The organism is Streptomyces sp. NPDC001852 (genome assembly GCF_042891825.1).
GTDB lineage: Bacteria > Actinomycetota > Actinomycetes > Streptomycetales > Streptomycetaceae > Streptomyces.
In genome coordinates this window covers 1-22,684 of record NZ_JBIATN010000008.1, presented here as the reverse complement: position 1 = coordinate 22,684, position 22,684 = coordinate 1, and the positions used below count along the sequence as shown (strand labels likewise).

19 protein-coding genes are annotated in these 22,684 nt (G+C 71.3%); 9 read left to right on the top strand and 10 right to left on the bottom strand.

Annotation, left to right across the window (positions count from 1 at the left end):
- The first annotated feature begins 124 nt into the window (after positions 1-124).
- Positions 125-691, top strand: coding sequence for a DJ-1/PfpI family protein (locus tag ACFYZB_RS15655; protein ID WP_351207001.1), 567 nt, complete (start codon positions 125-127; stop codon positions 689-691).
- A 158-nt stretch (positions 692-849) separates the two neighbouring features.
- Here ACFYZB_RS15655 and ACFYZB_RS15650 read toward each other — a convergent pair whose 3' ends face one another.
- Complete coding sequence (locus tag ACFYZB_RS15650; RefSeq protein ID WP_388758640.1) at positions 850-1,518, bottom strand: HAD family hydrolase; 669 nt, start codon at positions 1,516-1,518, stop codon at positions 850-852.
- A gap of 67 nt (positions 1,519-1,585) precedes the next feature.
- Positions 1,586-2,098 carry a DUF6912 family protein gene (locus ACFYZB_RS15645; RefSeq protein ID WP_388758638.1) on the bottom strand — a complete coding sequence of 171 codons (513 nt, stop codon included), beginning with the start codon at positions 2,096-2,098 and terminating at the stop codon, positions 1,586-1,588.
- Positions 2,099-2,428: 330 nt separating this feature from the next.
- On the opposite strand from ACFYZB_RS15645, the gene ACFYZB_RS15640 reads away from it, so the two are divergent.
- Positions 2,429-2,953, top strand: coding sequence for an Rv3235 family protein (locus ACFYZB_RS15640; RefSeq protein ID WP_388758636.1), 525 nt, complete (start codon positions 2,429-2,431; stop codon positions 2,951-2,953).
- 100 nt (positions 2,954-3,053) lie between these two features.
- On the opposite strand, the gene secA is transcribed toward ACFYZB_RS15640, so the two are convergent.
- Positions 3,054-5,864, bottom strand: coding sequence for a preprotein translocase subunit SecA (gene secA / locus ACFYZB_RS15635; RefSeq protein ID WP_388758634.1), 2,811 nt, complete (start codon positions 5,862-5,864; stop codon positions 3,054-3,056).
- Between the two features lie 263 nt (positions 5,865-6,127).
- On the opposite strand from secA, the gene ACFYZB_RS15630 reads away from it, so the two are divergent.
- Both ACFYZB_RS15630 and ACFYZB_RS15625 read left to right on the top strand, forming a co-directional pair.
- Positions 6,128-6,700, top strand: coding sequence for a GNAT family N-acetyltransferase (locus ACFYZB_RS15630; protein WP_388758632.1), 573 nt, complete (start codon positions 6,128-6,130; stop codon positions 6,698-6,700).
- A 49-nt stretch (positions 6,701-6,749) separates the two neighbouring features.
- Positions 6,750-7,925 (top strand): winged helix-turn-helix domain-containing protein, encoded by a 1,176-nt coding sequence (locus tag ACFYZB_RS15625; RefSeq protein WP_388758630.1) that lies wholly within the window; start codon positions 6,750-6,752, stop codon positions 7,923-7,925.
- A 3-nt stretch (positions 7,926-7,928) separates the two neighbouring features.
- On the opposite strand, the gene ACFYZB_RS15620 is transcribed toward ACFYZB_RS15625, so the two are convergent.
- The 7 genes from ACFYZB_RS15620 to mtnA all read right to left on the bottom strand — a co-directional run bounded on the left by ACFYZB_RS15620 (position 7,929) and on the right by mtnA (position 16,876).
- The gene (locus ACFYZB_RS15620) at positions 7,929-8,681 is read right to left on the bottom strand and encodes a response regulator transcription factor (RefSeq protein ID WP_351206988.1); all 753 of its coding nucleotides are present in this window, start codon (positions 8,679-8,681) and stop codon (positions 7,929-7,931) included.
- Between the two features lie 204 nt (positions 8,682-8,885).
- A complete protein-coding gene (hpf, locus tag ACFYZB_RS15615) occupies positions 8,886-9,578 on the bottom strand; it encodes a ribosome hibernation-promoting factor, HPF/YfiA family (RefSeq protein WP_388759058.1) in 693 nt (230 codons plus the stop codon).
- A gap of 312 nt (positions 9,579-9,890) precedes the next feature.
- The gene (locus ACFYZB_RS15610) at positions 9,891-10,787 is read right to left on the bottom strand and encodes a ComF family protein (RefSeq protein ID WP_388758628.1); all 897 of its coding nucleotides are present in this window, start codon (positions 10,785-10,787) and stop codon (positions 9,891-9,893) included.
- 140 nt (positions 10,788-10,927) lie between these two features.
- The gene (locus tag ACFYZB_RS15605) at positions 10,928-12,766 is read right to left on the bottom strand and encodes an LpqB family beta-propeller domain-containing protein (RefSeq protein WP_388758626.1); all 1,839 of its coding nucleotides are present in this window, start codon (positions 12,764-12,766) and stop codon (positions 10,928-10,930) included.
- Positions 12,756-14,870, bottom strand: a complete 2,115-nt coding sequence (gene mtrB, locus ACFYZB_RS15600; protein WP_388758624.1) for an MtrAB system histidine kinase MtrB — start codon at positions 14,868-14,870, stop codon at positions 12,756-12,758. The genes ACFYZB_RS15605 and mtrB overlap by 11 nt, the downstream gene beginning before the upstream one ends.
- Position 14,871: 1 nt before the next feature.
- Positions 14,872-15,561 (bottom strand): two-component system response regulator MtrA, encoded by a 690-nt coding sequence (mtrA, locus tag ACFYZB_RS15595; protein WP_351206979.1) that lies wholly within the window; start codon positions 15,559-15,561, stop codon positions 14,872-14,874.
- Positions 15,562-15,745: 184 nt separating this feature from the next.
- The gene (mtnA, locus tag ACFYZB_RS15590) at positions 15,746-16,876 is read right to left on the bottom strand and encodes an S-methyl-5-thioribose-1-phosphate isomerase (RefSeq protein WP_351206977.1); all 1,131 of its coding nucleotides are present in this window, start codon (positions 16,874-16,876) and stop codon (positions 15,746-15,748) included.
- A gap of 140 nt (positions 16,877-17,016) precedes the next feature.
- On the opposite strand from mtnA, the gene ACFYZB_RS15585 reads away from it, so the two are divergent.
- From ACFYZB_RS15585 to ACFYZB_RS15565, 5 genes are read left to right on the top strand one after another with little or no spacing between them, the layout of a single operon-like run.
- Positions 17,017-18,375: a glycerophosphoryl diester phosphodiesterase membrane domain-containing protein gene (locus tag ACFYZB_RS15585; RefSeq protein ID WP_388758620.1), complete on the top strand. Its 1,359-nt coding sequence runs from the start codon at positions 17,017-17,019 to the stop codon at positions 18,373-18,375.
- A 1-nt stretch (position 18,376) separates the two neighbouring features.
- The gene (locus ACFYZB_RS15580; RefSeq protein ID WP_388758618.1) at positions 18,377-19,030 is read left to right on the top strand and encodes a hypothetical protein; all 654 of its coding nucleotides are present in this window, start codon (positions 18,377-18,379) and stop codon (positions 19,028-19,030) included.
- Complete coding sequence (locus ACFYZB_RS15575) at positions 19,027-20,223, top strand: DUF4350 domain-containing protein (RefSeq protein WP_388758616.1); 1,197 nt, start codon at positions 19,027-19,029, stop codon at positions 20,221-20,223. Before ACFYZB_RS15580 ends, ACFYZB_RS15575 begins: the two co-directional genes overlap by 4 nt.
- Positions 20,223-21,212, top strand: a complete 990-nt coding sequence (locus ACFYZB_RS15570; protein ID WP_388758614.1) for an AAA family ATPase — start codon at positions 20,223-20,225, stop codon at positions 21,210-21,212. The genes ACFYZB_RS15575 and ACFYZB_RS15570 overlap by 1 nt, the downstream gene beginning before the upstream one ends.
- On the top strand, positions 21,212-22,522 hold the full coding sequence (locus ACFYZB_RS15565; RefSeq protein ID WP_388758612.1) for a DUF58 domain-containing protein: 1,311 nt from the start codon (positions 21,212-21,214) through the stop codon (positions 22,520-22,522). Before ACFYZB_RS15570 ends, ACFYZB_RS15565 begins: the two co-directional genes overlap by 1 nt.
- Positions 22,523-22,684 lie beyond the last annotated feature (162 nt).

Sequence of the window (22,684 nt, the reverse complement as noted above, 5' to 3'; positions counted from 1 at the left end):
GTGGGCCGGAACGGCGACGGCCCTCTTGGCAAGCACGCCCGGTGTTGGCACGTTGCCAGGGACAGTGAGTCCCGCCCAGGAGCACAGCTAGTAACAGAGCACCGGAGTACCCGGAGGAGCCGACATGCCCGCGAAGATCCTGATCGTCACCGGCGACGCGGCGGAGTCCCTGGAAGTCCTCTACCCGTACCAGCGCCTGCGCGAGGAAGGCTACGAGGTCCATATCGCGGCCCCCTCCCGCAAGACCCTCCGCTTCGTCGTCCACGACTTCGAACCCGGCTACGACACCTACACCGAGAAGCCCGGCTACACCTGGCCCGCCGACCTGGCCTTCGCCGACGTGGACCCCGGCGAGTACGTGGCCCTCGTCATCCCCGGCGGCCGGGCCCCCGAATACCTGCGCAACGACCCCGAGCTCCGCAAGATCCTCAAGGCATTCTTCGACTCCGACCGGCCGGTCGCCCAGATCTGCCACGGCCCGCTGCTCACCGCGGCGATCGACAGCCTGCGCGGCCGCCGGGTCACGGCGTACCCCGCGCTGGAGCCGGACATGCAGGCGGCCGGAGCGAGCTTCCAGGACACCGAAGCGGTGGTCGACGGCACACTGGTCTCCTCCCGGGCCTGGCCCGACCACCCGACCTGGATGCGCGAGTTCCTCCGGGTGCTGCGGTCGAAGGCACCGGTGAGCTGAGGCGCGGCGGGGCGGAGTCTCGCCGCAGAGGGGGTGCGGTCTGGTGCCGGCTGCGGGTGCGTGTGGCCGATCACGCCCGCGCGGCGGAGCCGCATGTCGACACAGCCCCGCACCCCCGGGGAGCGGCAGCCGACGTCGGCTTCGAGGCACCGCAGCGGTTACGCCGCTATTCGCTGGGCCTCCTCGACCGCCTCGGCCAAGGTGTCCACCACCGGCACCCCCGCCTCTTCGAGGCTGGCCCGGCTGTGCGACCCCCCGGTGTACAGCACCGCCCGTGCCCCCGCACCCCGTGCGGCGACCGCGTCGTCCGCCGCGTCCCCGATCACCACGGTCCGCGCAGGCTCCACGACGCCGTTCAGCGCCCGCAGATGCCGCACCATGTGCTCGGCCTTGCTCCCCCCGGACGGCCCCGTACGCCCGTCGACCCGCAGAAAGTGCACCTCAATCCCGAACCCCCGCACGAGCGGCACCAGTTCGTCGTGCACATACATGCTCAGCAGTGACTGGCTGTGCCCCGTCGACCGCCACCCCGCGAGCAGTGCCTCCGCGCCCTCGGTCAGACCGCACCGCGCCCGGTGCTCGGCGTAGTACCGGTGGAAGACCGCGTCCATCAGCTCCCACTCGGCGTGGGTCGGCAGCCGGCCGAGCAGCCGCTCGTAGAACTTCGGCACCGGCACGCAGTACAGCGACCGGTACTGCTCCAGCGTGATCGGTTCCAGCCCCAGCTCGGCGAAGGCCGCGTTCGTCGCCCCGATGATCGCGTCATTGTCGTGGAACAAGGTGCCGTTCCAGTCCCAGACGATGTGCGCGTTGCCCTTCATCCCCATGCCAGAAACCGTACCCGCCCCCACTGACAACGCGGCCGGCCGGCAAATCCGCGCAGGTCAGGTCGGGTCAGGCGAGTCCGACGAGGTTGGGGATCTCCTGCGTGGCGTACCACAGCAGCTCATGATCGTCCGCGCCGTCCACGACGAACTGCGCGTCGTCGTCCCCTCCGTCGGCCGCCTCCAGCGCGTCCGCCGCCGCGGCCACGTCCCGCTCCGCGTCATCGGCGTCGACATGCACCGCGGCCGCCTTGGCGAGTGGCACGGTCGCCGTCACGGTCACCTCGCCCAGGGCGGACGGATCCAGCCCACGGTCCGGGTCGACGCTCGCGGCGCCGTCGGCCACGTCCACGGCGACCACGACCCGGCGCCGTACCGCACCCGGATCCGCGGCCAGCAGCCGCAGCGAGGCCAGCGCGGCCCGGCCGAGCGCCGCGTACTCCAGCTCCTCGATGTCCTCGGAGAGATACCACTCGCGCAGCGCGGGCGTGACGGCATACGCCACGAAGGGGCCGCTCCCCAGCTCACCCGTCTTGTGCGCCTCGGCGAGACCGGGGAGGGTCAGGGGGACGTAGACGCGCATGCTGGCCGCTCTTTCCTGCTCAAAGGCTCCGCTGAGGCCCCGGGAAGGCCGGCTGCCGCGTCTCCCGGAGAGCCTTCAGGATACGTGCGCCCGTCCCCTTTCGGGTCTGTGCCCACACCCCGGGAGCCGTCGACTCCGGATCACGCATTCACCCGGGCGACCCGCCGGACACCGGGGATCCGCGACGTCCGCCTCACTCGGATAGGTGAACCTCTCCGCGCTCGCTGGGGGCCGCACGCCTCCCTTGCCACCCCGCTCCCCGCCCCCGTACAAGATCCCCACCAGCGAGTTACCGCCCGGTATCCACCGGGCCCGCCGAACGGGGACCCCATGAACAAGGTCATGAGCCGCACCGCGCCCAAGGCGACAAGCCGCACCGCCCACCCGCACCACCGCCCGCCGACCCGCCACGACACCCGCCGCCCGGGCGGCGCGCCGCCCCGGAAGCCGTCGATCAGGGGCAGGCGTGACATGCCACCGACCACGACGCGAAACGCCGGCACGGCGTTCACGCCGCCGGAGACCGCCCTGCCCTCCGTACGCCCCACCGACGTTTTCGCCGACCGTCTGCTGGCCGTCCTGAGCGGCCAGCGGCCCGTCCACTGGATGCTCCGGCACACCGCCGGCCGCGCCTACGACGAGCTGAGCCGCCTCGCCGAACGCAGCCCCCTGCGCACCCGCGGAGCCCGCCCCGTGGTGCATGACATCGGCTACTACGTCCCCAGCGAGGGCACCCTCGAGGTCTTCGCCCGCATCAGCGCCAGCGACCGACTCCGCGCGCTGGCCTTCCGCCTGGAACGCGGCCAGGACCTCCGCTGGCGCTGCACAGCGGTGGAAACGGGCCCCCGCCCCTAGCCACCGGCCAGACGGACCACCAGGCCGAACGCACAGGGGCCGGGCCCCCGAAAGGAAGCCCGGCCCCAGTCAACGGTCGATGCGCCGCAGGCGCCCCGCGTTACTTCTTGCGGCGCCGCCCGCCCTTGGCCTGCCGCCGGCGCTCGGCCCGCGTCAGTCCGTCCGCCTCGGACCGCACCGGCTCGTCCTCCTCGAGGTCGCGCTCCACGATGCCGCCCTCACCGTCCACGGTCGGCGCCGAGAAGTGCAGATCCCGCCGCTGCGGAACGTCCAGCCCCTTCGCGCGGATCTCCGGACGCGCCCCGGCCTGCGCCGGAACCGTCTCCGGCACACCCTCGCCGACCGGCTCCGCGGCCTCGACCGGGACCTCCTCGACCTGCTGCTCGACCTGGACCTCCAGGTTGAACAGGTAGCCGACGGACTCCTCCTTGATGCCGTCCATCATCGCGGTGAACATGTCGAAGCCCTCACGCTGGTACTCGACCAGCGGGTCCTTCTGCGCCATCGCGCGCAGGCCGATGCCCTCCTGGAGGTAGTCCATCTCGTAGAGGTGCTCACGCCACTTGCGGTCGAGGACGGACAGCACGACCCGGCGCTCCAGCTCACGCATGATCTCGGAGCCGAGCTGCGCCTCCCGGGCCTCGTACTGCTCGTGGATGTCCTCCTTGATGGATTCGGAGATGAACTCCGCGGTCAGACCGGCCCGGTCACCGGCGGCGTCCTCCAGCTCCTCGATGGTGACCTTCACCGGGTAGAGCTGCTTGAAGGCGCCCCACAGCCGGTCCAGGTCCCAGTCCTCGGGGAAGCCCTCGGCGGTCTCCGCCTGGATGTAGGCGTCGATCGTGTCGTCCATGAAGTGCTGGATCTGCTCGTGCAGATCCTCGCCCTCCAGCACGCGCCGGCGCTCGCCGTAGATGACCTCGCGCTGCCGGTTGAGGACCTCGTCGTACTTCAGAACGTTCTTACGAGTCTCGAAGTTCTGCTGCTCGACCTGCGACTGCGCGGACGCGATTGCGCGCGTGACCATCTTGTTCTCGATCGGCACGTCGTCCGGCACGTTGGCCATGGACATCACGCGCTCGACCATCTGGGCCTTGAACAGGCGCATCAGGTCGTCGCCGAGGGAGAGGTAGAAGCGCGACTCGCCCGGGTCGCCCTGTCGGCCGGAACGACCGCGCAGCTGGTTGTCGATGCGCCGCGACTCGTGCCGCTCGGTGCCGAGGACGTAGAGGCCGCCCAGTTCCTTGACCTCTTCGAACTCGGCCTTGACGGCCTGCTCGGCCTTCTCCAGGGCGGCGGGCAGGGCCGCGGCCCACTCCTCGATGTGCTCCTCGGGGTCGAGACCGCGCTGGCGCAGCTCGGCCTCGGCAAGGTCGTCGGGGTTGCCGCCGAGCTTGATGTCCGTACCACGACCGGCCATGTTGGTGGCCACCGTCACCGCGCCCTTGCGGCCGGCCTGCGCGACGATCGACGCCTCGCGCTCGTGGTGCTTGGCGTTCAGCACCTCGTGCTGGATGCCGCGCTTGCTGAGCTGCTGCGAGAGGTACTCCGACTTCTCGACGGAGGTCGTGCCGACGAGGATCGGCTGGCCCTTCTCGTGCTTCTCGGCGATGTCGTCGACGACCGCCTCGAACTTGGCGACCTCGGTGCGGTAGATCAGGTCCGACTGGTCCTTGCGGATCATCGGCCTGTTGGTCGGGATCGGGACCACGCCGAGCTTGTAGATCTGGTGGAACTCGGCGGCCTCGGTCATCGCCGTACCGGTCATGCCGGAGAGCTTGTTGTAGAGGCGGAAGAAGTTCTGCAGGGTGATCGTGGCGAGCGTCTGGTTCTCGTCCTTGATGTCCACCCCTTCCTTCGCCTCGATCGCCTGGTGCATGCCTTCGTTGTAGCGGCGGCCGGCGAGGATACGGCCGGTGTGCTCGTCGACGATCATGACCTCGCCGTCGAGGACGACGTAGTCCTTGTCGCGCTTGAAGAGCTCCTTGGCCTTGATGGCGTTGTTCAGGTAGCCCACGAGCGGGGTGTTCACCGACTCGTAGAGGTTGTCGATGCCCAGCCAGTCCTCGACCTTGGTGACGCCGGCCTCGTGGATGGCGACCGTGCGCTTCTTCTCGTCGACGTCGTAGTCGCCGGTCTCCTCGACGCCCTTGAGCGGGTTGCCCGCCTCGCCGCGCTTCAGGCGCGTGACCAGCTTGGCGAAGTCGCCGTACCACTTCGTGGCCTGGTCGGCCGGGCCCGAGATGATCAGCGGCGTACGGGCCTCGTCGACGAGGATGGAGTCGACCTCGTCGACGATGGCGAAGTTGTGTCCGCGCTGGACGAGCTCGTCCTGGGACCACGCCATGTTGTCGCGCAGGTAGTCGAAGCCGAACTCGTTGTTCGTGCCGTACGTGATGTCGCAGGCGTACTGCTCGCGGCGCTGGGCCGGGGTCATGCTGGCGAGGATGCAGCCGACGTTCAGGCCCAGGAACTTGTGGACGCGGCCCATCATCTCGGAGTCGCGCTCGGCCAGATAGTCGTTGACCGTGACGATGTGGACGCCCTCGCCGGACAGGGCGTTCAGATACGCGGGCAGGGTACCGACGAGGGTCTTGCCCTCACCGGTCTTCATCTCGGCCACATAGCCGAGGTGGAGGGCCGCGCCACCCATCAGCTGCACGTCGTAGTGCCGCTGGCCGAGGACGCGCTTGGCGGCCTCGCGAACGGTGGCGAACGCCTCGGGGAGCAGGTCGTCCAGGCTCTCACCGTCTGCGTACCGCTGCTTGTACTCATCGGTGAGGGCCCGCAGCTCGGCGTCGGAGAGGTTCACGAAGTCCTCTTCGATGGAGTTGACCTGGTCCGCGATGCGGTGCAGCTTGCGCAGGATCTTGCCTTCGCCTGCACGCATGATCTTCGAGAGGACGGACACGGGGGTTTGTCTCCTTGCCGGTCGGGCCTGGGACGGTCGGTTTCCATTTGACGTACTGAGCAACGGCCATCGTATGCGAGGACCCGGCTGGGCCGGGAGGCCTGGCGGCCCGACGGCTGCTTCGTCGCTGTCTCATCCCGGACAACGGACGGGGCACACGGATAGTGCCGCATCCGCGCGAGGAATTGCGCGAACTGTGATCACGCGCTCACATATAGCGAAAATCGATGGCCCGGCCGCGGAACGCCGAGCACAATCAGCCGATGGAACCCGTCACACTCACCACCGGCCGCCTGGTTCTGCGCACGGTCGGCCCGCACGACACCCAGGCGGTGTACGACGCCGCGCAGGACCCCGACATCCAGCGCTGGACCACGGTGCCCTCGCCGTACCTGCCCGAGCACGCGAGCGGCTTCACCGAGGAGCTGGTCCCCGACGGCTGGGCACAGGGTTCGATGTTCACCTTCGGTGTGTTCCTCACCGGCGGGGAACTCGCCGGCATGCTCAGTCTCACCATGCGTTCGCTCGGCGTGGCGGAGGTCGGCTTCTGGTCGGCCAAGGAGCACCGCGGCCACGGTTACGTCACCGAGGCCACGCTCACCGCCTGCCGCTGGATCTTCACCGAGGTCGGCGTCGACCGGGTCGAATGGCGCGCCGAGGTCGGCAACCGTGCTTCCCGCGCCGTGGCCGAGAGGGCCGGTTTCACCATCGAGGGCACCCTGCGTTCCGCGCTCAACAACAAGGGCGTGCGCCGCGACTGCTGGGTCGGCTCCCTGCTCCCCTCGGACCTGGGCCTGCCGTCCACGGCGCCGTACCTGCCCGCACGCCTGCACTGAAACCGCAGGTCGCCCCGCGCTGTCAGTGGCACCCCCTATCGTCCGGAGCATGACGACCCTTCCGCGCCCGACCACCACCCTCACCGCGGACGACGCCCGCCGTATGGCCCTGCGGGCCCAGGGCTTCCTCGGCGCGCCCGACCGGCGGGCCGGAGCCCGTGGCGTGCTGCGCCACCTCGGCGCGGTCCAGCTCGACACGATCTCGGTCCTCGCCCGCTCCCATGAACTGGTGCCGTACGCCCGGCTCGGCGCGATCGGCCGCAAGACGGTCGAGGCCGCCTACTGGAAGGGCGCCCACGCCTTCGAGTACTGGTCGCACGCGGCATGCATCCTGCCCATCGAGGAGTGGCCGCACTTCGCCTTCCGCCGCCGCGCCTACCGCGACCGCCCGCACTGGAACCACGAGCTGCCCGAGGGCGTCTACGACCAGGTCATCAAGCAGTTGCACGCGGAGGGCCCGCTGACCTCCACGGAGCTGGGCGGCGCGAAGAAGACCAGCGACTGGTGGGACTGGTCGGGCACCAAGGTCGCGGTGGAGCGCGCGCTGATGTACGGCGAGGTCGTGTGCGTCGAGCGGCGCGGCTGGAAGCGGGTGTACGACCTCGCCGAGCGCGCCGTCCCGGACGCGCTGCTGCACGACGAGCTGGACGACACCGAGTGCCTGCGCCGCCTGGTCCGGCTGGCCGGGGAGTCCCTCGGCGTCGGCACGCGCGCGGACATCGCCGACTACCACCGGCTCAAGGGTGAGCAGGTCGACGCGGTGATCGCCGACTCGGGCCTGGTGCCGGTCGAGGTGGAGGGCTGGGGGAAGCCGGCCTGGGCCGATCCGGCGGCCCTGGCGACGCCGCCGCGCGGCCGGCACCGCACCACGCTGCTGTCACCGTTCGACTCGCTGATCTGGGAGCGGGCGCGCACGGAACGGATCTTCGGCTTCACCCACCGCCTGGAGGCGTATGTGCCCAGGCCGAAGCGGGTCCACGGCTACTTCGCGATGCCGGTGCTCGCCGGCGGCCGACTGGTCGGGCGGGTGGACCCCGCGCGCGAGGGCCGCACGCTGGTGGCCAGGCAGGTCACCCTGGACGGCCAGAAGGCGGTCCCGGCGGTTGCCCAGGCCCTGGTCGAGGCGGCGACCTGGGTGGACTGCACGGACATCCGAGTGGAGCGGGTGGACGCCCCTGAGCTGCGCGAGCCCCTGACGAGGGGGCTCGCCGGCCTGCTCGGATAGCCGTCAGCGGATCTCGAGGATCTTCTCCCGCATCGCGTAGACCACGGCTTCCATGCGGGAGTGCAGCTGGAGCTTCTCCAGGATGTTGCGGACGTGGTTCTTCACGGTGTTCTCGGAGATGAACAGTTCCTTGGCGATGTCCCGGTTGTTCATCCCGGTGGCGACGAGCTTGAGGACCTCCAGCTCCCGGTCGGTCAGCCGCGGCGCGGGCACCAGCCGGCGCTCGTCGGTGCGCTGGATCATCGACTTGAACTCGGTGAGGAGCTTGGACGCCATGGACGGGCTGATCTGCGACTGTCCGTCGGCCACCGCGCGAATGGCGGTCGCCACCTCGTCCGTGGAGATCTCTTTGAGAAGGTATCCGGTCGCGCCCGCCTTGATCGCCTCGTAGAGGTCGGCCTCCTCGTCGCTGATCGTCAGCATGATGATCTTGGCGCTGGGGGCGACCTCCTTGATGGAGGTGCAGGCCTCGATCCCGCCGCGCCGGGGCATGCGAACGTCCATCAGCACGATGTCGGGCAGCAGATCGGCGGCCTTGTCCACGGCCTCGGCCCCGTCACCGGCCTCGCCGACGACCTGGATGTCCTCCTCGGCCGCGAGCACGATCTCCAGGCCGCGCCGGAAGAGGGCATGGTCGTCCACGACCAGGACTCTGATCGGCTCCGCGCGCACGGAGCCCGCGTCCGGGCCCGGGCCCATGCCGATGACACCGTCGTCGCCATCCTCGTCCCGCATCGGTCCGAAGGTGTCCGCCATCGTTCCTCCCCCTGAAGGCTGTGGCCTGTGGTCCTGTGCCATCGCCAACCCAAGGCAGCGGCCCACCGGTTGGGCCGGTCCGGCCATGATTTCATGCCCCGGTGACGCCGAGGTGACGGGCGAGGCGTGAACTGGTCGCACACCGGTGCCCCTGGGGGCGCACACGCGCTTCCAGGGGCACCGGCTCGACATGGGCCGGACGGGTCAGCCGCCGAGCGTGCCACCTGCCGCGGGGGGCTGCGCCTCAGCGACCATCGGGTCCGTGCTGAGGTGGATCACACCGTAGTCGTAAGCGTGCCGCCGGTAGACGACGCTCGGTTCCTTCGTCTCTGCGTCGACGAACAAGTAGAAGTCGTGGCCGACCAGTTCCATCTCGTAGAGGGCCTGGTCCAGGCTCATCGGGGCGGCGACGTGGGTCTTCTCGCGGACGATGAGGGGGCCTTCGCCCTTGACCTCCAGCGAGCCGATCTTCTTCGTCGGCACTCCGTCCGTCTCTTCCTCGTGGACGGGGAGGCCGTTGCCGTTCAGCGTCGCTGCGCCCGGGACGTGGTCGGGAACCTCGGCCGCCGAGATCCGACGTGCGCCACGGCGCGAGAACCGCTTGTCGTGCTGCTTGCGCAGCCGGGCGTCCAGCTTCTCCGCCGCCAGGTCGAGTGCCGCGTACGGGTCACTGGCCGCTGCTTCCGCCCGGATCACCGGACCGCGGGAGCGGAGGGTGATCTCCACTCGGTCACAGCGGTCGGCCTGTCGGGGGTTGGGCTCCTTGGACACCTCGACGTCGAGGCTGATCACCTTGGCATCGAGCCTCTGGATCTTCTCCAGCTTCAGCTTCTCGGCCACGTGCTTGCGGAACCGCTCGGGCACCTCGGTCTTGCGGCCTTTGACGACGATGTCCACGCAGAACTCCGTTCCCGGATCGCTCCGCTCCATCGGCGGAGCATCTCCCTTTTGCACCAGGCCCGGTGATCACCGGGCCTCGGACTCGGTGACTTCCACCTCCTCCTCCCCCAAGGGCGAGATCTCCACCCCACCGGCACGGGTGATTGCCCAAAACCCGTGACACGGCATTCCGATATGAGAGGTGTGGCCTGCGCCTTTCCTCACAACCGAACATATCTCGCCCGGACGGATGTCGTCACCCTCTACTCCGGCGTACCTCCGTTCAAGTGAATTACCCCTCTCACTACCTGCAACGATGCAGGTCGGCGGTCAGTTCCTGTTTATTTCGAAAGAATCCGGCGGAGCGGCGACCACGGCCGCACGGAGCGCACGCCGGTGGGTGTTCACGGCAGTCTTTTCCGGTGCACCATGCACCCACTTCCCGCTCTCCCACCGCGCTCCGATCCGTCGTTCATCCCTTCTTTCCCGAGTTACGTCCCCGTACACGACTGTTCTCACTCCAGTTCCCTCCTCTGCCACCTCCCGGACAGCCCGCGCCGCCTCCGCGAGGCTGGCGCCCGTCGTGATCAGGTCGTCGACGAGCACGACGTGCCCCGTGCCGAGCAGCCGACCACCGCCCGCCGTCACCTCCAGCGCGCCCGCGAGGTTCGCCAGGCGCCGCCGCGCGTCCAGCCCGGCCTGGTCAGCCACCGGCCGCCGCTGGCGCAGCACGGCCGCCACCCTGGCCGGCGTGCCGGTACGCCGCAGCTCTCCGGCCGCCGCGAGCGCCATCCGCCGCACCGGGTCGTGCCCACGCGTCCGCACGGCCCACCGGGCGGAGGGCACAGGGACGAGCAGCACGGGCCCGGAAACCCCGGCAACGGCACCGGGACCCCCGCCGGGGCCGGCACCGGCAGCGGCACCGGCGCCGCTCCCGCCGAGCCCCGCCCGCACGGCTCCCGCCAGAGCCCTGCCCAGGGCCCCCGCGAGGGCCAGCACACCGCGCTCCTTGTGGGCGAGAAGCAGCATGCGCACCTCCTCCGCATAGGGAGCCACCGCATGCACCACCGGCAGCCCGGCCGGCTCCGGCACCGGCCGCACCCGCCGCGGCGCACGGCCGTACAGCGCGGCCCGGCACCGCGGGCAGAGCACCGTACGAGGTGCTCCGCAGCCCGCGCAGTCGGTCGGCAGCACCAGGTCGGTGAGGTCCTGCCACCACCCCCGCATGTCCACCACTGTGCCAAGCCGGAAGCAGCCCGGCCACCCCTGTGGAAAACGCCCTGTGGACAACCCGGAGAAGCGCACACCGCCCGTCACTCACGCGGGTGAAGGGCGATGCGGCCGCCCAGGCAGGGAGCGCGCGACGCTCAGCCCGGATAGACCGGCGCCGTCCCGTCCTTGTCCACCTTCTGCCACTGCGAACCGGACGGCAGCCGTACGATCCCGTCCTCCGAGCAGGCCACCAGCGGCACCCGCTCGTCCTCGGACGCGGCGATCGACTTCACGCCGGTGAGCGCGCCCGGCGCCGGCCCGTCGAGCGTGGAGCCGTCGACCTCGACGTAGCGCATCTGCAGCACGCCGCCCTGCTCCCGGCCGACGACGAGCAGCCTGCTGTCCCCGGCCCACGACAGGGCGCTGACCTCTTCCAAGTCGGGCGCCGCCGACCGCAGTTCGACCACCGACGTGCCCTGTCCGGTGCCGTCGTCGCGCTGGATCCGGCCGATGAGCAGGGACTGCCGGCCGTCCGTCCCCTCCACCACCAGAGCGATCCGCACCCCGTCGGCGGCGACCCGCGCATCCCTGATCCGGCCGGACAGGTCCGGGACCGCGACCGCCTGCGGTTTGGTGGCGCCCTGTTCCAGGACGTACAGCCGCGGACGGCGCGGATCCCGGTCGCCCACCCACAGGTCGCCGCGGGCGTCCCAGCTCGGTGTCGTCAGCCGCTCGCCCAGGGCCGCCCCCTGGCTGGTCACCAGCGCCTGACCCAGCGAACCGCCCGACGCCAGCGACGTCACGTACAACGACCTGCCCTGGTCGCCGACGCCGGCCCCGCTGTGCTCGTCCCGCGACACCGCTACCGACTCGAACGTCCTGCCGCCCTCGCCCAGCGGACCCGGCACGGGTACGGCGCTGGTGGTGGTGCTCCCTGTCGGCATCCGCACCAGCCGGTGCCTGCCGTCGAGGTAGTACAGGTTCTCGGGGCTCTTGGCCGACCCGCGCCAGGCGGTGGCCTCGGCACGTTCCTCGCTCAGGTCGCACAGCCGGTGGCCACCGACGCCCTGCAGTTCGACGGACTCCAGCGTCGGCGCCAGGTTCCGCAGCGTGAACAGCACTTGCGTCGCCATCTCGGTGCACTTGGTCGCCGCGATCTGCGACACCTTCAGGTTCAGCGGCACGGTCAGCCTGTTCTGGTCGTCCGGCGCCAGCCCCGACACGTCCTTCTGCAGGGCCGTTCCGGTCGGGAAGCTGGACCTGACGACCGGCCCGAGCCAGCGGGTGGGACCGGTCAGCAGCGAGCGGACCATCTGTGTCATCGGGTCCACCTTGCTGCGCACGAACACCGGATCGGCGACCGCCACCGGCTCCCCCGTGGACCGGACCGTCGTGTTGGAGGCGAAGTAGTACTTGTCGACGGAGGTGTAGTTGCGCTGGAAGTCCGACTTGCCCATGACCACACCGTCGGGCAGTGAGTCGATGCGCCACTGCCCGTTCTTGGGATCCCGGGTGAGGTGCAGCTTCTTGCGGTAGGGGTCGCCGACCGGCTCGTACGCCTGCTGCGCGTCCACGGTCGCGACCCTGCTGCCCGCCAGGACACAGGTGACGCTGTTGGCCCGCTCCGGGCCGGCGCCCGGCCGGCAGTCCGGCTCGATGCTCGGCCCGTTGGCGAGGACCGTGGTCGACTGCTCCGGCCGCCAGGTGCGCGCCGCGTCGGACGTCAGGTACTTGCGAGCCGTGTCGTACGCCGGGTCGTCGCTGGTCAGCGCCTCCAGGAAGCCCTGCATGATCTCGGCGGGACCGGCACCCTCGGCCGGCGGCATGGCGAACACCCTGACCCCGGTGTCCTGCCGCGGCGTGGACTCCACGTTTCGCAGATCCCCACTGTCCGGCATCGAAGCGCACCCGGCCAGCAGTACGGCCCCCAGGGCGGCGTACGCCACCGCGCGTCCCGGCCGGGGCCGGGCGCCCCCCCTGCGGTCAGCGCCCACGAAATGCCTCCCCTGGCTCGGTCGAGTCCTGCGCATCGGCCGTGTCCGGCCGCGTCGCGCCCGCACCGGGTGCCGGACGCGTGGTGGGCCTGTCGTCCGCGCGCGGCGCGCCACCGGTGGGCCGGGGCACCACGCGCGCGCCGTTGCCGTTGCCGGGCAGGGCGGCCGGGTCGGCAGCCGGGGCGGCGGGGGCCACCCTTGATGCGATCGAGGCGCGCGGCGGCAGCGCGGACGCCTGGGCGCCGCTCGGCTGCACGGGAACGGTCGCCCGCTTCTCGCCGCCTCCGCCGGGCAGACCGGCCTCGTCGAGGCCGCGGTTGCGCCGCGAGTCCTTGGGCTCCAGCGGTATCGGCGAGCCCCGCAGCGGCTCGTCAGCGGTCCTGGGCAGCGTCAGCCGGAACTGGGAGCCGCCACCCGGCTCGCCCCAGGCCTGCAGCCAGCCGCCGTGCAACCGCGCGTCCTCCAGGGCGATGGACAGCCCGAGACCCGTACCACCGGTGGTACGCGCGCGTGCCGGGTCCGCCCGCCAGAAGCGGCTGAAGACCCGCGTCGCCTCGCCCGGCTTGAGTCCCACGCCGTAGTCGCGCACCGCGACGGCGACCGCGCCACCCGCGGAGGCGAGCTTGACGATGACGTCCTTGCCCTCGCCGTGTTCCACGGCGTTGACGACGAGGTTGCGCAGCACGCGCTCCACACGGCGGGCGTCGGCCTCGGCGACGACGGGCTGCTGGTCGCCGAGCACGCGTATGTGCGTGCCCTTGCGCTCGGCGAGCGGCTCGGCGCCGCTGACCACGCGCCGGACGACCTCCCTGAGATCTATCGGCTCGGCCTCCAGCGCCGCCGCACCCGCGTCGAAGCGGCTGATCTCCAGCAGGTCCGCGAGCAGTGACTCGAACCGGTCCAGCTGATCGGCGAGCAGCTCGGCCGAGCGCGCGGTCACGGGATCGAAGTCCTCGCGCGCCTCATGGATCACGTCCGCGGCCATGCGGACGGTGGTCAGCGGGGTGCGCAGCTCGTGCGAGACGTCCGACACGAACCGGCGCTGCATCCGCGACAGGTCCTCCAGCTGCTGGATCTTCACCTGGAGGTTCTGCGCCATCTTGTTGAAAGCCTCGCCCAGGCGCGCGATGTCGTCCTCGCCGGTGACCTTCATCCGCTCCTGCAGCCGCCCGGCGGACAGCCGCTCCGCGATCCCGGCCGCCATCCGCACCGGCGTGACGACCTGGCGCACCACCAGCCAGGCGATCGCGCCGAGCAGGACGACGACGAACAGCCCAGCGGTCGCGAGCGTGCCCTTGACCAGGCTCAGGGACTTCTCCTCCTGCGTGAGCGGGAAGAGGTAGTACAGCTCGTACGGCCGCCCGTTGGGGTCGTTGACCTGCTTGCCGATGACCAGCGCCGGCTGCGACTCCTTGCCGTTGGAGTACACGATCCGCGTGTAGCTCTGGGCGGCCATCGTGCCGCCGTTGACCTTCTCGCGCAGGTCGGCGGGCACGCTGGAGGTCGGGTTGACGTTCCCCGATCCGCGCGGACTGCGGCCGCCGCCGCTGTCGTCGCCGACGGGCAGCGTGACGACGTCGAAGGCACCCGCGCCGCCGCTGGACAGCGACTCCACCAGGTCGCTCATCCACTGGATGACGTTCTGCGACTGCCGGCCGTCGGCGGTCGCGGTGCCGTCCGCGGTGCCGCTCCCGGCGGCCGCACCGGCACCGGCGCCGCTGGCCGCCTCGTCGGCCTTCTGCTTGGCCACCGCGAAGCCACCCGTGGCCTGGCTCTGCGAGGCCTTCACCTTCGCGTCCAGCAGGCCGTTGCGCACCTGCCCGATCACGACGAAGCCCAGCAGCAGGACGACGCCCAGGGACATCACCAACGTCGTGGCGACGACCCGCAACTGGATGTTGCGCCGCCACAGCCGCATCACCGGCAGCAGCGGTCGGCGCACCCAGCGCAGGAACAGCCTGATGACCGGGCTGCCCTGGACCCCGCCCTCGAGCAGGCCGCCCTCGAAGACATTCCTGAACCGGGCACCCGCCGTCCGGCCGACAGGCCGCCCCGGACGGGCCCCGGACCGACCGGGAGCCGAAGCGGCGCTGTCCCCGGACACGTCAGCTCGGCCCGGCCTTGTAACCGACACCACGGACGGTCACCACGATCTCGGGCCGCTCCGGGTCCTTCTCGACCTTGGAACGCAGCCGCTGGACGTGCACATTGACAAGCCGCGTGTCGGCGGCGTGGCGGTAGCCCCACACCTGCTCGAGCAGCACCTCACGGGTGAACACCTGCCACGGCTTGCGGGCGAGCGCGACCAGCAGGTCGAACTCCAGCGGGGTCAGCGCGATCGACTGCCCGTCCCGCTTCACCGAGTGCCCGGCCACATCGATCACCAGGTCACCGATGGTCAGCTGCTCCGGAGCCGGCTCCTCCGACCTCCGCAGCCGCGCCCGGATCCGGGCGACCAGCTCCTTCGGCTTGAACGGCTTGACGATGTAGTCGTCGGCGCCTGACTCCAGGCCCACGACCACGTCGACGGTGTCGCTCTTGGCCGTCAGCATCACGATCGGCACCCCGGACTCGGCCCGGATCTGCCGGCACACCTCGATGCCGTCCCGACCGGGCAGCATCAGGTCGAGCAGGACCAGATCGGGCTTGGTCTCCCGGAAAGCGGCCAGCGCCTTGTCACCGTCGGCTACGAAAGACGGCTCAAAACCTTCACCACGCAGCACGATGCCGAGCATCTCGGCCAGTGCGGTGTCGTCGTCGACGACAAGGACTCGTCCCTTCATAAACGACATCATCCCATTCTCGTAACAGTGACAGAGGCGCTGGTGAGCGAGGTCACTGGCCGGTGACGATAGTCGTACGAGGCCGTCACTGTCTGCCCCTGTCCGCCGACCCCCGCCATGGAGCGGGGGAAGCGGAGGGGACGGCACGCTTCTTCGCGGGATGTGGTCGAGCCGGCGCCGGCCGATCGGCCGGGCGTCACCCGGCTGCCCTGGCGCACAGCTCCGCAAGCCCCTCGGCCGTCACGGGTGAGACCACCCCCTCCTCGGTGACGATGGCCGTCACCAGCTCGGGCGGCGTCACGTCGAACGCCGGGTTGTACGCCTGGGTCCCCAGGGGCGCCACCGGAACACCGCCTCCCGCTCCCGTCACCGGCACCTGGGGCGCGGCGATCTCGGTCACCTCGAAGCCGGGTCGCTGCTCGACCTCGATGGCCCCGCCGTCGGGAGTGTCCGGATCGACCGTCGTCACCGGCGCCACCACGATGAACGGCACATGGTGGTACCGCGCCAGTACGGCGAGCGGATAGCTCCCCACCTTGTTCGCCACCGAACCGTCGGCCGCGATCCGGTCCGCCCCGATCAGCACCGCGTCCACCTCACCGGCCGCGAGCAGCGAACCCGCCGCGTTGTCGGTGAGCAGGGTGTACGCCATGCCGGTGCGGGCCGCTTCGTACGCCGTGAGGCGCGCACCTTGCAGCAACGGGCGCGTTTCGTCCACCCACAGCCGCCGCAGCCGCCCCTCACGATGCGCCGCGAGGGCCACTGCGAAAGCCGTGCCCTCTCCGCCCGACACCAGCGAACCGCTGTTGCAGTGGGTGAGGATCCGGTGCCCGCCGCCGGGCAGCAACTCGTCCAGCAGCGCCAGTCCGTGAGCCGCCATCCGTGCACTGGCCTCGGCGTCCTCCCGGTGCAGCGCCCGCGCCGCGGCCAGTGCCGCCGTCGCCGCGTCGGTGGGATCACCGCCGTTCGCCAGCGCGGCCTGATACGCGGCCTGCGCCCGGCGCACGCCGACGGACAGATTCACCGCGGTGGGCCGGGCACCCTCGAGGCCCCGCGCCGCCTCGGCCACGTCGAAGCCACGCGCGGCGGCGAGCGCGACGCCGTACGCCCCCGCGATCCCGAGGAGCGGCGCCCCGCGCACGGAGAGCGAACGGATCGCGTCCACCAGCGCCGACGCATCCGTGCACACCAGCTCGACCTCCTCGGTCGGCAGCCGCGTCTGATCGAGAAGGACCAGCACAGGGCCTTCGGGTGGCTCCTCCCATCGGATCGCGGGTATCTCGGTCGGCCGCTTGTCCTCGTCGGTTCGCGCCTGCTGATCAGCCATGCGGTCAGTCTGCCCCGGATCCGGCGGACAATTGAAGGCATCCAGCGCCCACCGCGGCCGGTCCCTCGATGACCACCCCATGGCACGATGGCTGCCAACCTGCCGCCGCGACCGCGGACGGGCACCGAGAAGGAGCTTCGATGACAGACACTCCGGGCTGGGCCTCGCCCGGAACCGCCCCGTCGAACGAGGGGCGGGAACCCGGCGCGTCCGGTCCCACCGAGCCTGCCGACCGCCCCGGCGACACCGCACCCGCGCCGCAGCCGGGTGCCGACACCCAGGGCCCAGGCGTGAAGTGGTCCAAGGAGCAGCCGCCACCCGGCCAGTGGTCCGCGCCCACCGGTGCCCCCAGCCCCCACCAGCCGCCACCCCCGCCGCCCGGCCCGGGCTGGACCCAGCCGCCGGGTGGCCCCGGCGGCCACGGCGGCGGGTACGGCGGCCCTCCCGGCGGTTACGGCTCCCCCGGCGGTTACGGAGCCTGGGGCGGCGGCTGGGGCGGTCCCCCGCCCGCGGCCAAGCCCGGTGTCATCCCGCTGCGCCCGCTCGGCGTCGGCGAGATCCTCGACGGCGCCGTCTCCACCATGCGCACCCACTGGCGTACGGTCCTCGGCATCTCGCTGGCGGTCTCTCTGCTCCTGAACACCAGCATGGTTCTGCTGCAGGGCTTCGTCCTGAACGACACCGCCGTCCGGTCGGCCGTCAACGACCCGAACAACGCCAGCCCGGGCGAAGCGCTCCACGCCCTGCGCGAGACCATGATCGGCACCGGCATCGTCTCGGTGATCCGCACGGTCGCCATCATCCTCCTGACCGCCCTGCTCACGACCATCACCAGCCGGGCCGTCCTCGGCAGGTCGATCACCGCCGGCGAGGCCTGGCGCGAATCCCGCCCGCAGATCCTGAAACTCTTCGGACTGCTGATCCTGCTGGGCCTGATCTTCGCCGGTGTCGTAGTCGTCGGTGGACTGCCCGGCCTCCTCGTCGCGCTCGCCGGCAACAGCGACGGCGGCGCCGCCCTGCTCGTCCTGGGCCTCCTCGCGGCCACCGTCGTCGGCGTATGGCTGGGGATCCGCTTCTACCTGGCCGCGCCCGCCCTGATGCTGGAACGACAGGGCATCGTGAAGTCCCTGAAGCGCTCCGCGAAGCTCGTCCGCGGCTCCTGGTGGCGCACCTTCGGCATCGTGCTGCTCACCCTGCTGATCACCGTCATCGTCGCGTCGGTCATCTCCATCCCCTTCACCCTCATCGGGGCCGCCGTCAGCGGCGACAGCACCGGCGACGTACTCGGCACCACCGGCGGACCCATCGGCTGGACCGCCCTGATCATCCGGGGCATCGGCGCACTGATCGGCACCACGCTCACCCTGCCGATCAGCGCGGGCGTCACCGTGCTCCTCTACATCGACCAGCGCATCCGCCGCGAGGCCCTCGACCTCGAACTGGCCCGCGCTGCCGGCGTCCAGAGCACCGGCGGCCCCGGTCCCGTCCCAGGGAGCTGACGTGGGTCTCACGGGGGGAGTGCTCACGGCGGCGGCCCCGGACGGCGTCGGCGGCACCGTCGTACGAGGCCTGCTGCGCACCGCGGACACGGCCGTCCGCGTAGCGGGCGGCTCGGGAGACGGGCCGCCTGTGACCACCCCGCGCGATCCCGCGCGGGAGGCGGCTCGCCGAGAACTGTCCAAGCGGCTGTACCACGAGAACGACCCCGGGCTGTTCCAGCGCGCACTGAACGCGTTCTGGGACTGGCTCGACCGGCTGTTCAACTCGGCCGCCTCGGCGACACCCGGCGGCACGACGGGCCTGGTCGTCGTCATCCTGTTCGTCGTCGCCGTCCTGGGCGCCCTGTGGTGGCGCCTCGGCACCCCGCACAGGCAGCCCTCCCCCACCACCACCGCCCTGTTCGACGACCGACCCCGCAGCGCCGCCGAACACCGCGCGGCCGCCGAGGCCGGCCGGACCCTGCCCGCACACACCGAGCGACTACGGGCCGCGGCCCGCGAGTTCGACGACGTGACATACGGCGGGCGCAGAGCGACCGAGCAGGCGTACCACCGCATCGCCGAACTCGACCGCGACCTGGAACGCGCCAGGCCCGCCCTCGCCCACAGCACCACCAGCACGGCCCACACCACCCACCAGGGGGCCACCGAGTGACCGCTGAGGCCACGCTGCCGACGACCTCCACCGCGCCCACCGTCCGCCAGGTGTGGACCCGCACGCGAGGCATCGCGCTCGCCGCCGTGCTCATCCTGGTGGCGGCCGTCGCCATGGCGGCCGTACGGTCCACCGACCGGCACGGCGAACTGGACCCGCGCTCCGCCGACCCCTACGGCAGCCGTGCCGTCGCCCAACTCCTCGCCGACCGGGGCGTCTCCACGCGCGTGGTCACCACGCTCGGGGCCGCACGGGACGCCGCGGGTGCCGACACCACTCTCCTGGTCGCCGTGCCCGACCTGCTGACGACCCGTCAACAGACCCAGTTGCGCAGGGCCCTCGCAGCCTCCGGCGGGCGCACCGTCCTGGTCGCGGCCGGCAGCCCCTCCGTCGAACGACTCGCACCCGGAGTCACCGCAGACCCCGCCACCAGCAGCGCCACCACGCTCACCCCCGGCTGCACCCTGCCCGAGGCCCGGCGCGCGGGCAGCGCCGACACCGGCGGCATCCGCTACACCACCACCCGACTCGACGCCGCCCGCTGCTACCCCAGCGCGCGTCTCGCCACCCTGCTGCGCATCCCGGAGGCATCCGGGGGCGGCGACACCGTCGTACTCGGCGCGCCCGACATCCTCTACAACGACCGCCTCGACAAGCAGGGCAACGCCTCGCTCGCCCTCCAACTCCTCGGCTCCCGCCCCCATCTGACCTGGTACCTCCCCTCACTCTCCGACACCTCGGCCACCGCCGACGGCAACCAAAAGAACTTCCTCGACCTGCTCCCCTCGGGCTGGCTCTGGGGCACCCTGCAGCTCTTCGTCGCAGCAGCCCTCGCCGCCTTCTGGCGAGCACGCCGCTTCGGTCCCCTCGTGCCCGAAGAACTCCCCGTCGCGATCCGCGCCTCCGAGACCACCGAAGGCCGCGCCCGCCTCTACCGCAGGGCCGACGCCCGCGACCGCGCGGCCACCGCTCTTCGCTCCACGACCCGCACACGCCTCGCCCCCCTCGTCGGCATCCCCGTCACCCAGGCACACGCGCCCGAGGCCCTGCTCCCCGCCCTGTCCGCCCACCTCACCGGCGATCAACAGGCCCTGCACTCACTCCTCTTCGGACCGCCGCCCGGCGACGACGCGGCCCTCATCGCACTCACCGACCGACTCGACGCCCTCGAAAGAGAGGTACGCCGTTCATGATGGACCCGACCACTGACAACGCCGGGAACCCCGGGGACGCGGGCACCGCCCGAGCCTCCCTGGAAGCCCTGCGCGCCGAGATCGCCAAAGCCGTGGTCGGCCAGGACCCCGCCGTGACCGGCCTCGTCGTCGCCCTCCTCTGCCGCGGACACGTTCTGCTTGAAGGAGTCCCCGGAGTCGCCAAAACGTTGCTCGTCCGCGCCCTGGCATCCACACTCGAACTCGACACCAAGCGCGTCCAGTTCACCCCCGACCTGATGCCGAGCGACGTCACCGGCTCCCTCGTCTACGACACGCGCACCGCCGAGTTCTCCTTCCAGGAGGGCCCGGTCTTCACCAACCTCCTGCTCGCGGACGAGATCAACCGCACCCCGCCCAAGACTCAGTCGTCCCTTCTCGAAGCCATGGAGGAACGCCAGGTCACGGTCGACGGCACCCCGCGCCCGCTCCCCGAACCGTTCCTCGTCGCAGCGACACAGAACCCGGTCGAGTACGAGGGCACCTACCCCCTGCCCGAGGCCCAACTTGACCGGTTCCTCCTCAAACTGACGATCCCTCTCCCGTCCCGTCAGGACGAGATCGACGTCCTGACCCGCCACGCCTCGGGCTTCAACCCACGAGACCTGCGTGCCGCCGGCCTCCGCCCCGTCGCCGGACCCGCCGACCTGGAAGCGGCCCGCGCCGCCGTCGCCAAGACGACCGTGTCCCCCGAGATCACCGCGTACGTCGTGGACATCTGCCGCGCCACGCGCGAGTCGCCCTCCCTCACCCTCGGCGTCTCCCCGCGCGGCGCCACCGCCCTCCTGGCCACCTCACGCGCCTGGGCCTGGCTGACGGGCCGCGACTACGTCACCCCCGACGACGTCAAGGCACTCGCCCTGCCCACCCTGCGCCACCGGGTCCAGCTGCGTCCCGAGGCCGAAATGGAAGGCGTGACGGCCGACTCCGTCATCAACGCGATCCTCGCCCACGTCCCGGTCCCGCGCTGATGGCACTCACCGGACGCGCCGCCCTCCTCGCCGCCCTGGGCTCGATCCCCGTCGGCATCCTGGAACCCTCCTGGACGGGCATCCTGGCGGTCAACGGCCCCCTGGCCCTCGCCTGCGCCTGCGACTACGCGCTCGCCGCCCCCGTACGACGGCTCGTCCTGTCCCGGTCCGGCGACACCTCCACCCGTCTCGGGGAAACCGCCGACGTCACGCTCACGATCACCAACCCGTCCCGCCGCCCCCTGCGCGCACAGCTGCGGGACGCCTGGCCACCCAGCAGCTGGCAGCCGGGCACCGAGATCGAGGCCTCCCGCCACCGTCTGACCGTGCCCCCGGGCGAGCGCCGACGCGTGACGACCCGGCTGCGCCCCACCCGTCGCGGTGACCGGCAAGCCGACCGCGTGACGATCCGCTCCTACGGCCCCCTCGGCCTGTTCTCCCGCCAAGGCACCCACAAGCTGCCCTGGTCCGTACGGGTTCTGCCCCCGTTCACCAGCCGAAAGCATCTGCCGTCGAAACTCGCCCGATTGCGTGAACTCGACGGCCGCACCAGCGTGCTGACCCGCGGCGAGGGGACGGAGTTCGACAGCCTGCGCGAGTACGTCCCCGGAGACGACACCCGCTCGATCGACTGGAGAGCCACGGCCCGCCAGTCCGCTGTCGCCGTCCGCACCTGGCGCCCCGAACGCGACCGTCACATCCTGCTGGTCCTGGACACCGGCCGTACCTCGGCCGGCCGCGTGGGCGACGCGCCACGCCTCGACGCCTCCATGGACGCCGCACTCCTCCTCGCGGCGCTGGCCTCCCGAGCCGGCGACCGCGTGGCGCTCCTGGCGTACGACCGCCGGGTACGGGCCCTCGTCCAGGGCCGCTCGGCAGGAGACGTACTGCCGGGCCTGGTGAACGCGATGGCCCCGCTGGAACCGGAGCTCGTCGAGACCGACGCCCGGGGTCTGACCGCGGTCGCTCTGCGCACGGCACCTCGCCGATCCCTGATCGTGCTGCTCACGACGCTCGACGCGGCGCCCGTGGAGCAGGGTCTGCTCCCCGCGCTTGCGCAGCTCACTCAACGACACACCCTCCTTGTCGCCTCGGTGGCCGATCCGCACGTCGCACGAATGGCAGAGTCCCGGGGCAGCGCTGACGCCGTGTACGAGGCAGCGGCGGCGGCGCAGGCGCAGAGTGAGCGTCGGCGCACCGCTGAGCAGCTACGACGGCATGGCGTGACGGTGGTGGACGCGACGCCGGAGGACTTGGCGCCGGCGCTCGCGGATGCGTACCTGGCTCTTAAGGCGGCGGGCCGACTCTGACTCTGCAGTGGCTCCGCCGCCCTTCGGGGTACTGCGGGTTCTGAAATGCAGAAAGGCCCACGCCGGACGGCGTGGGCCTTTCTCAAGAATTGTTCGGCGGCGTCCTACTCTCCCACAGGGTCCCCCCTGCAGTACCATCGGCGCTGTGAGGCTTAGCTTCCG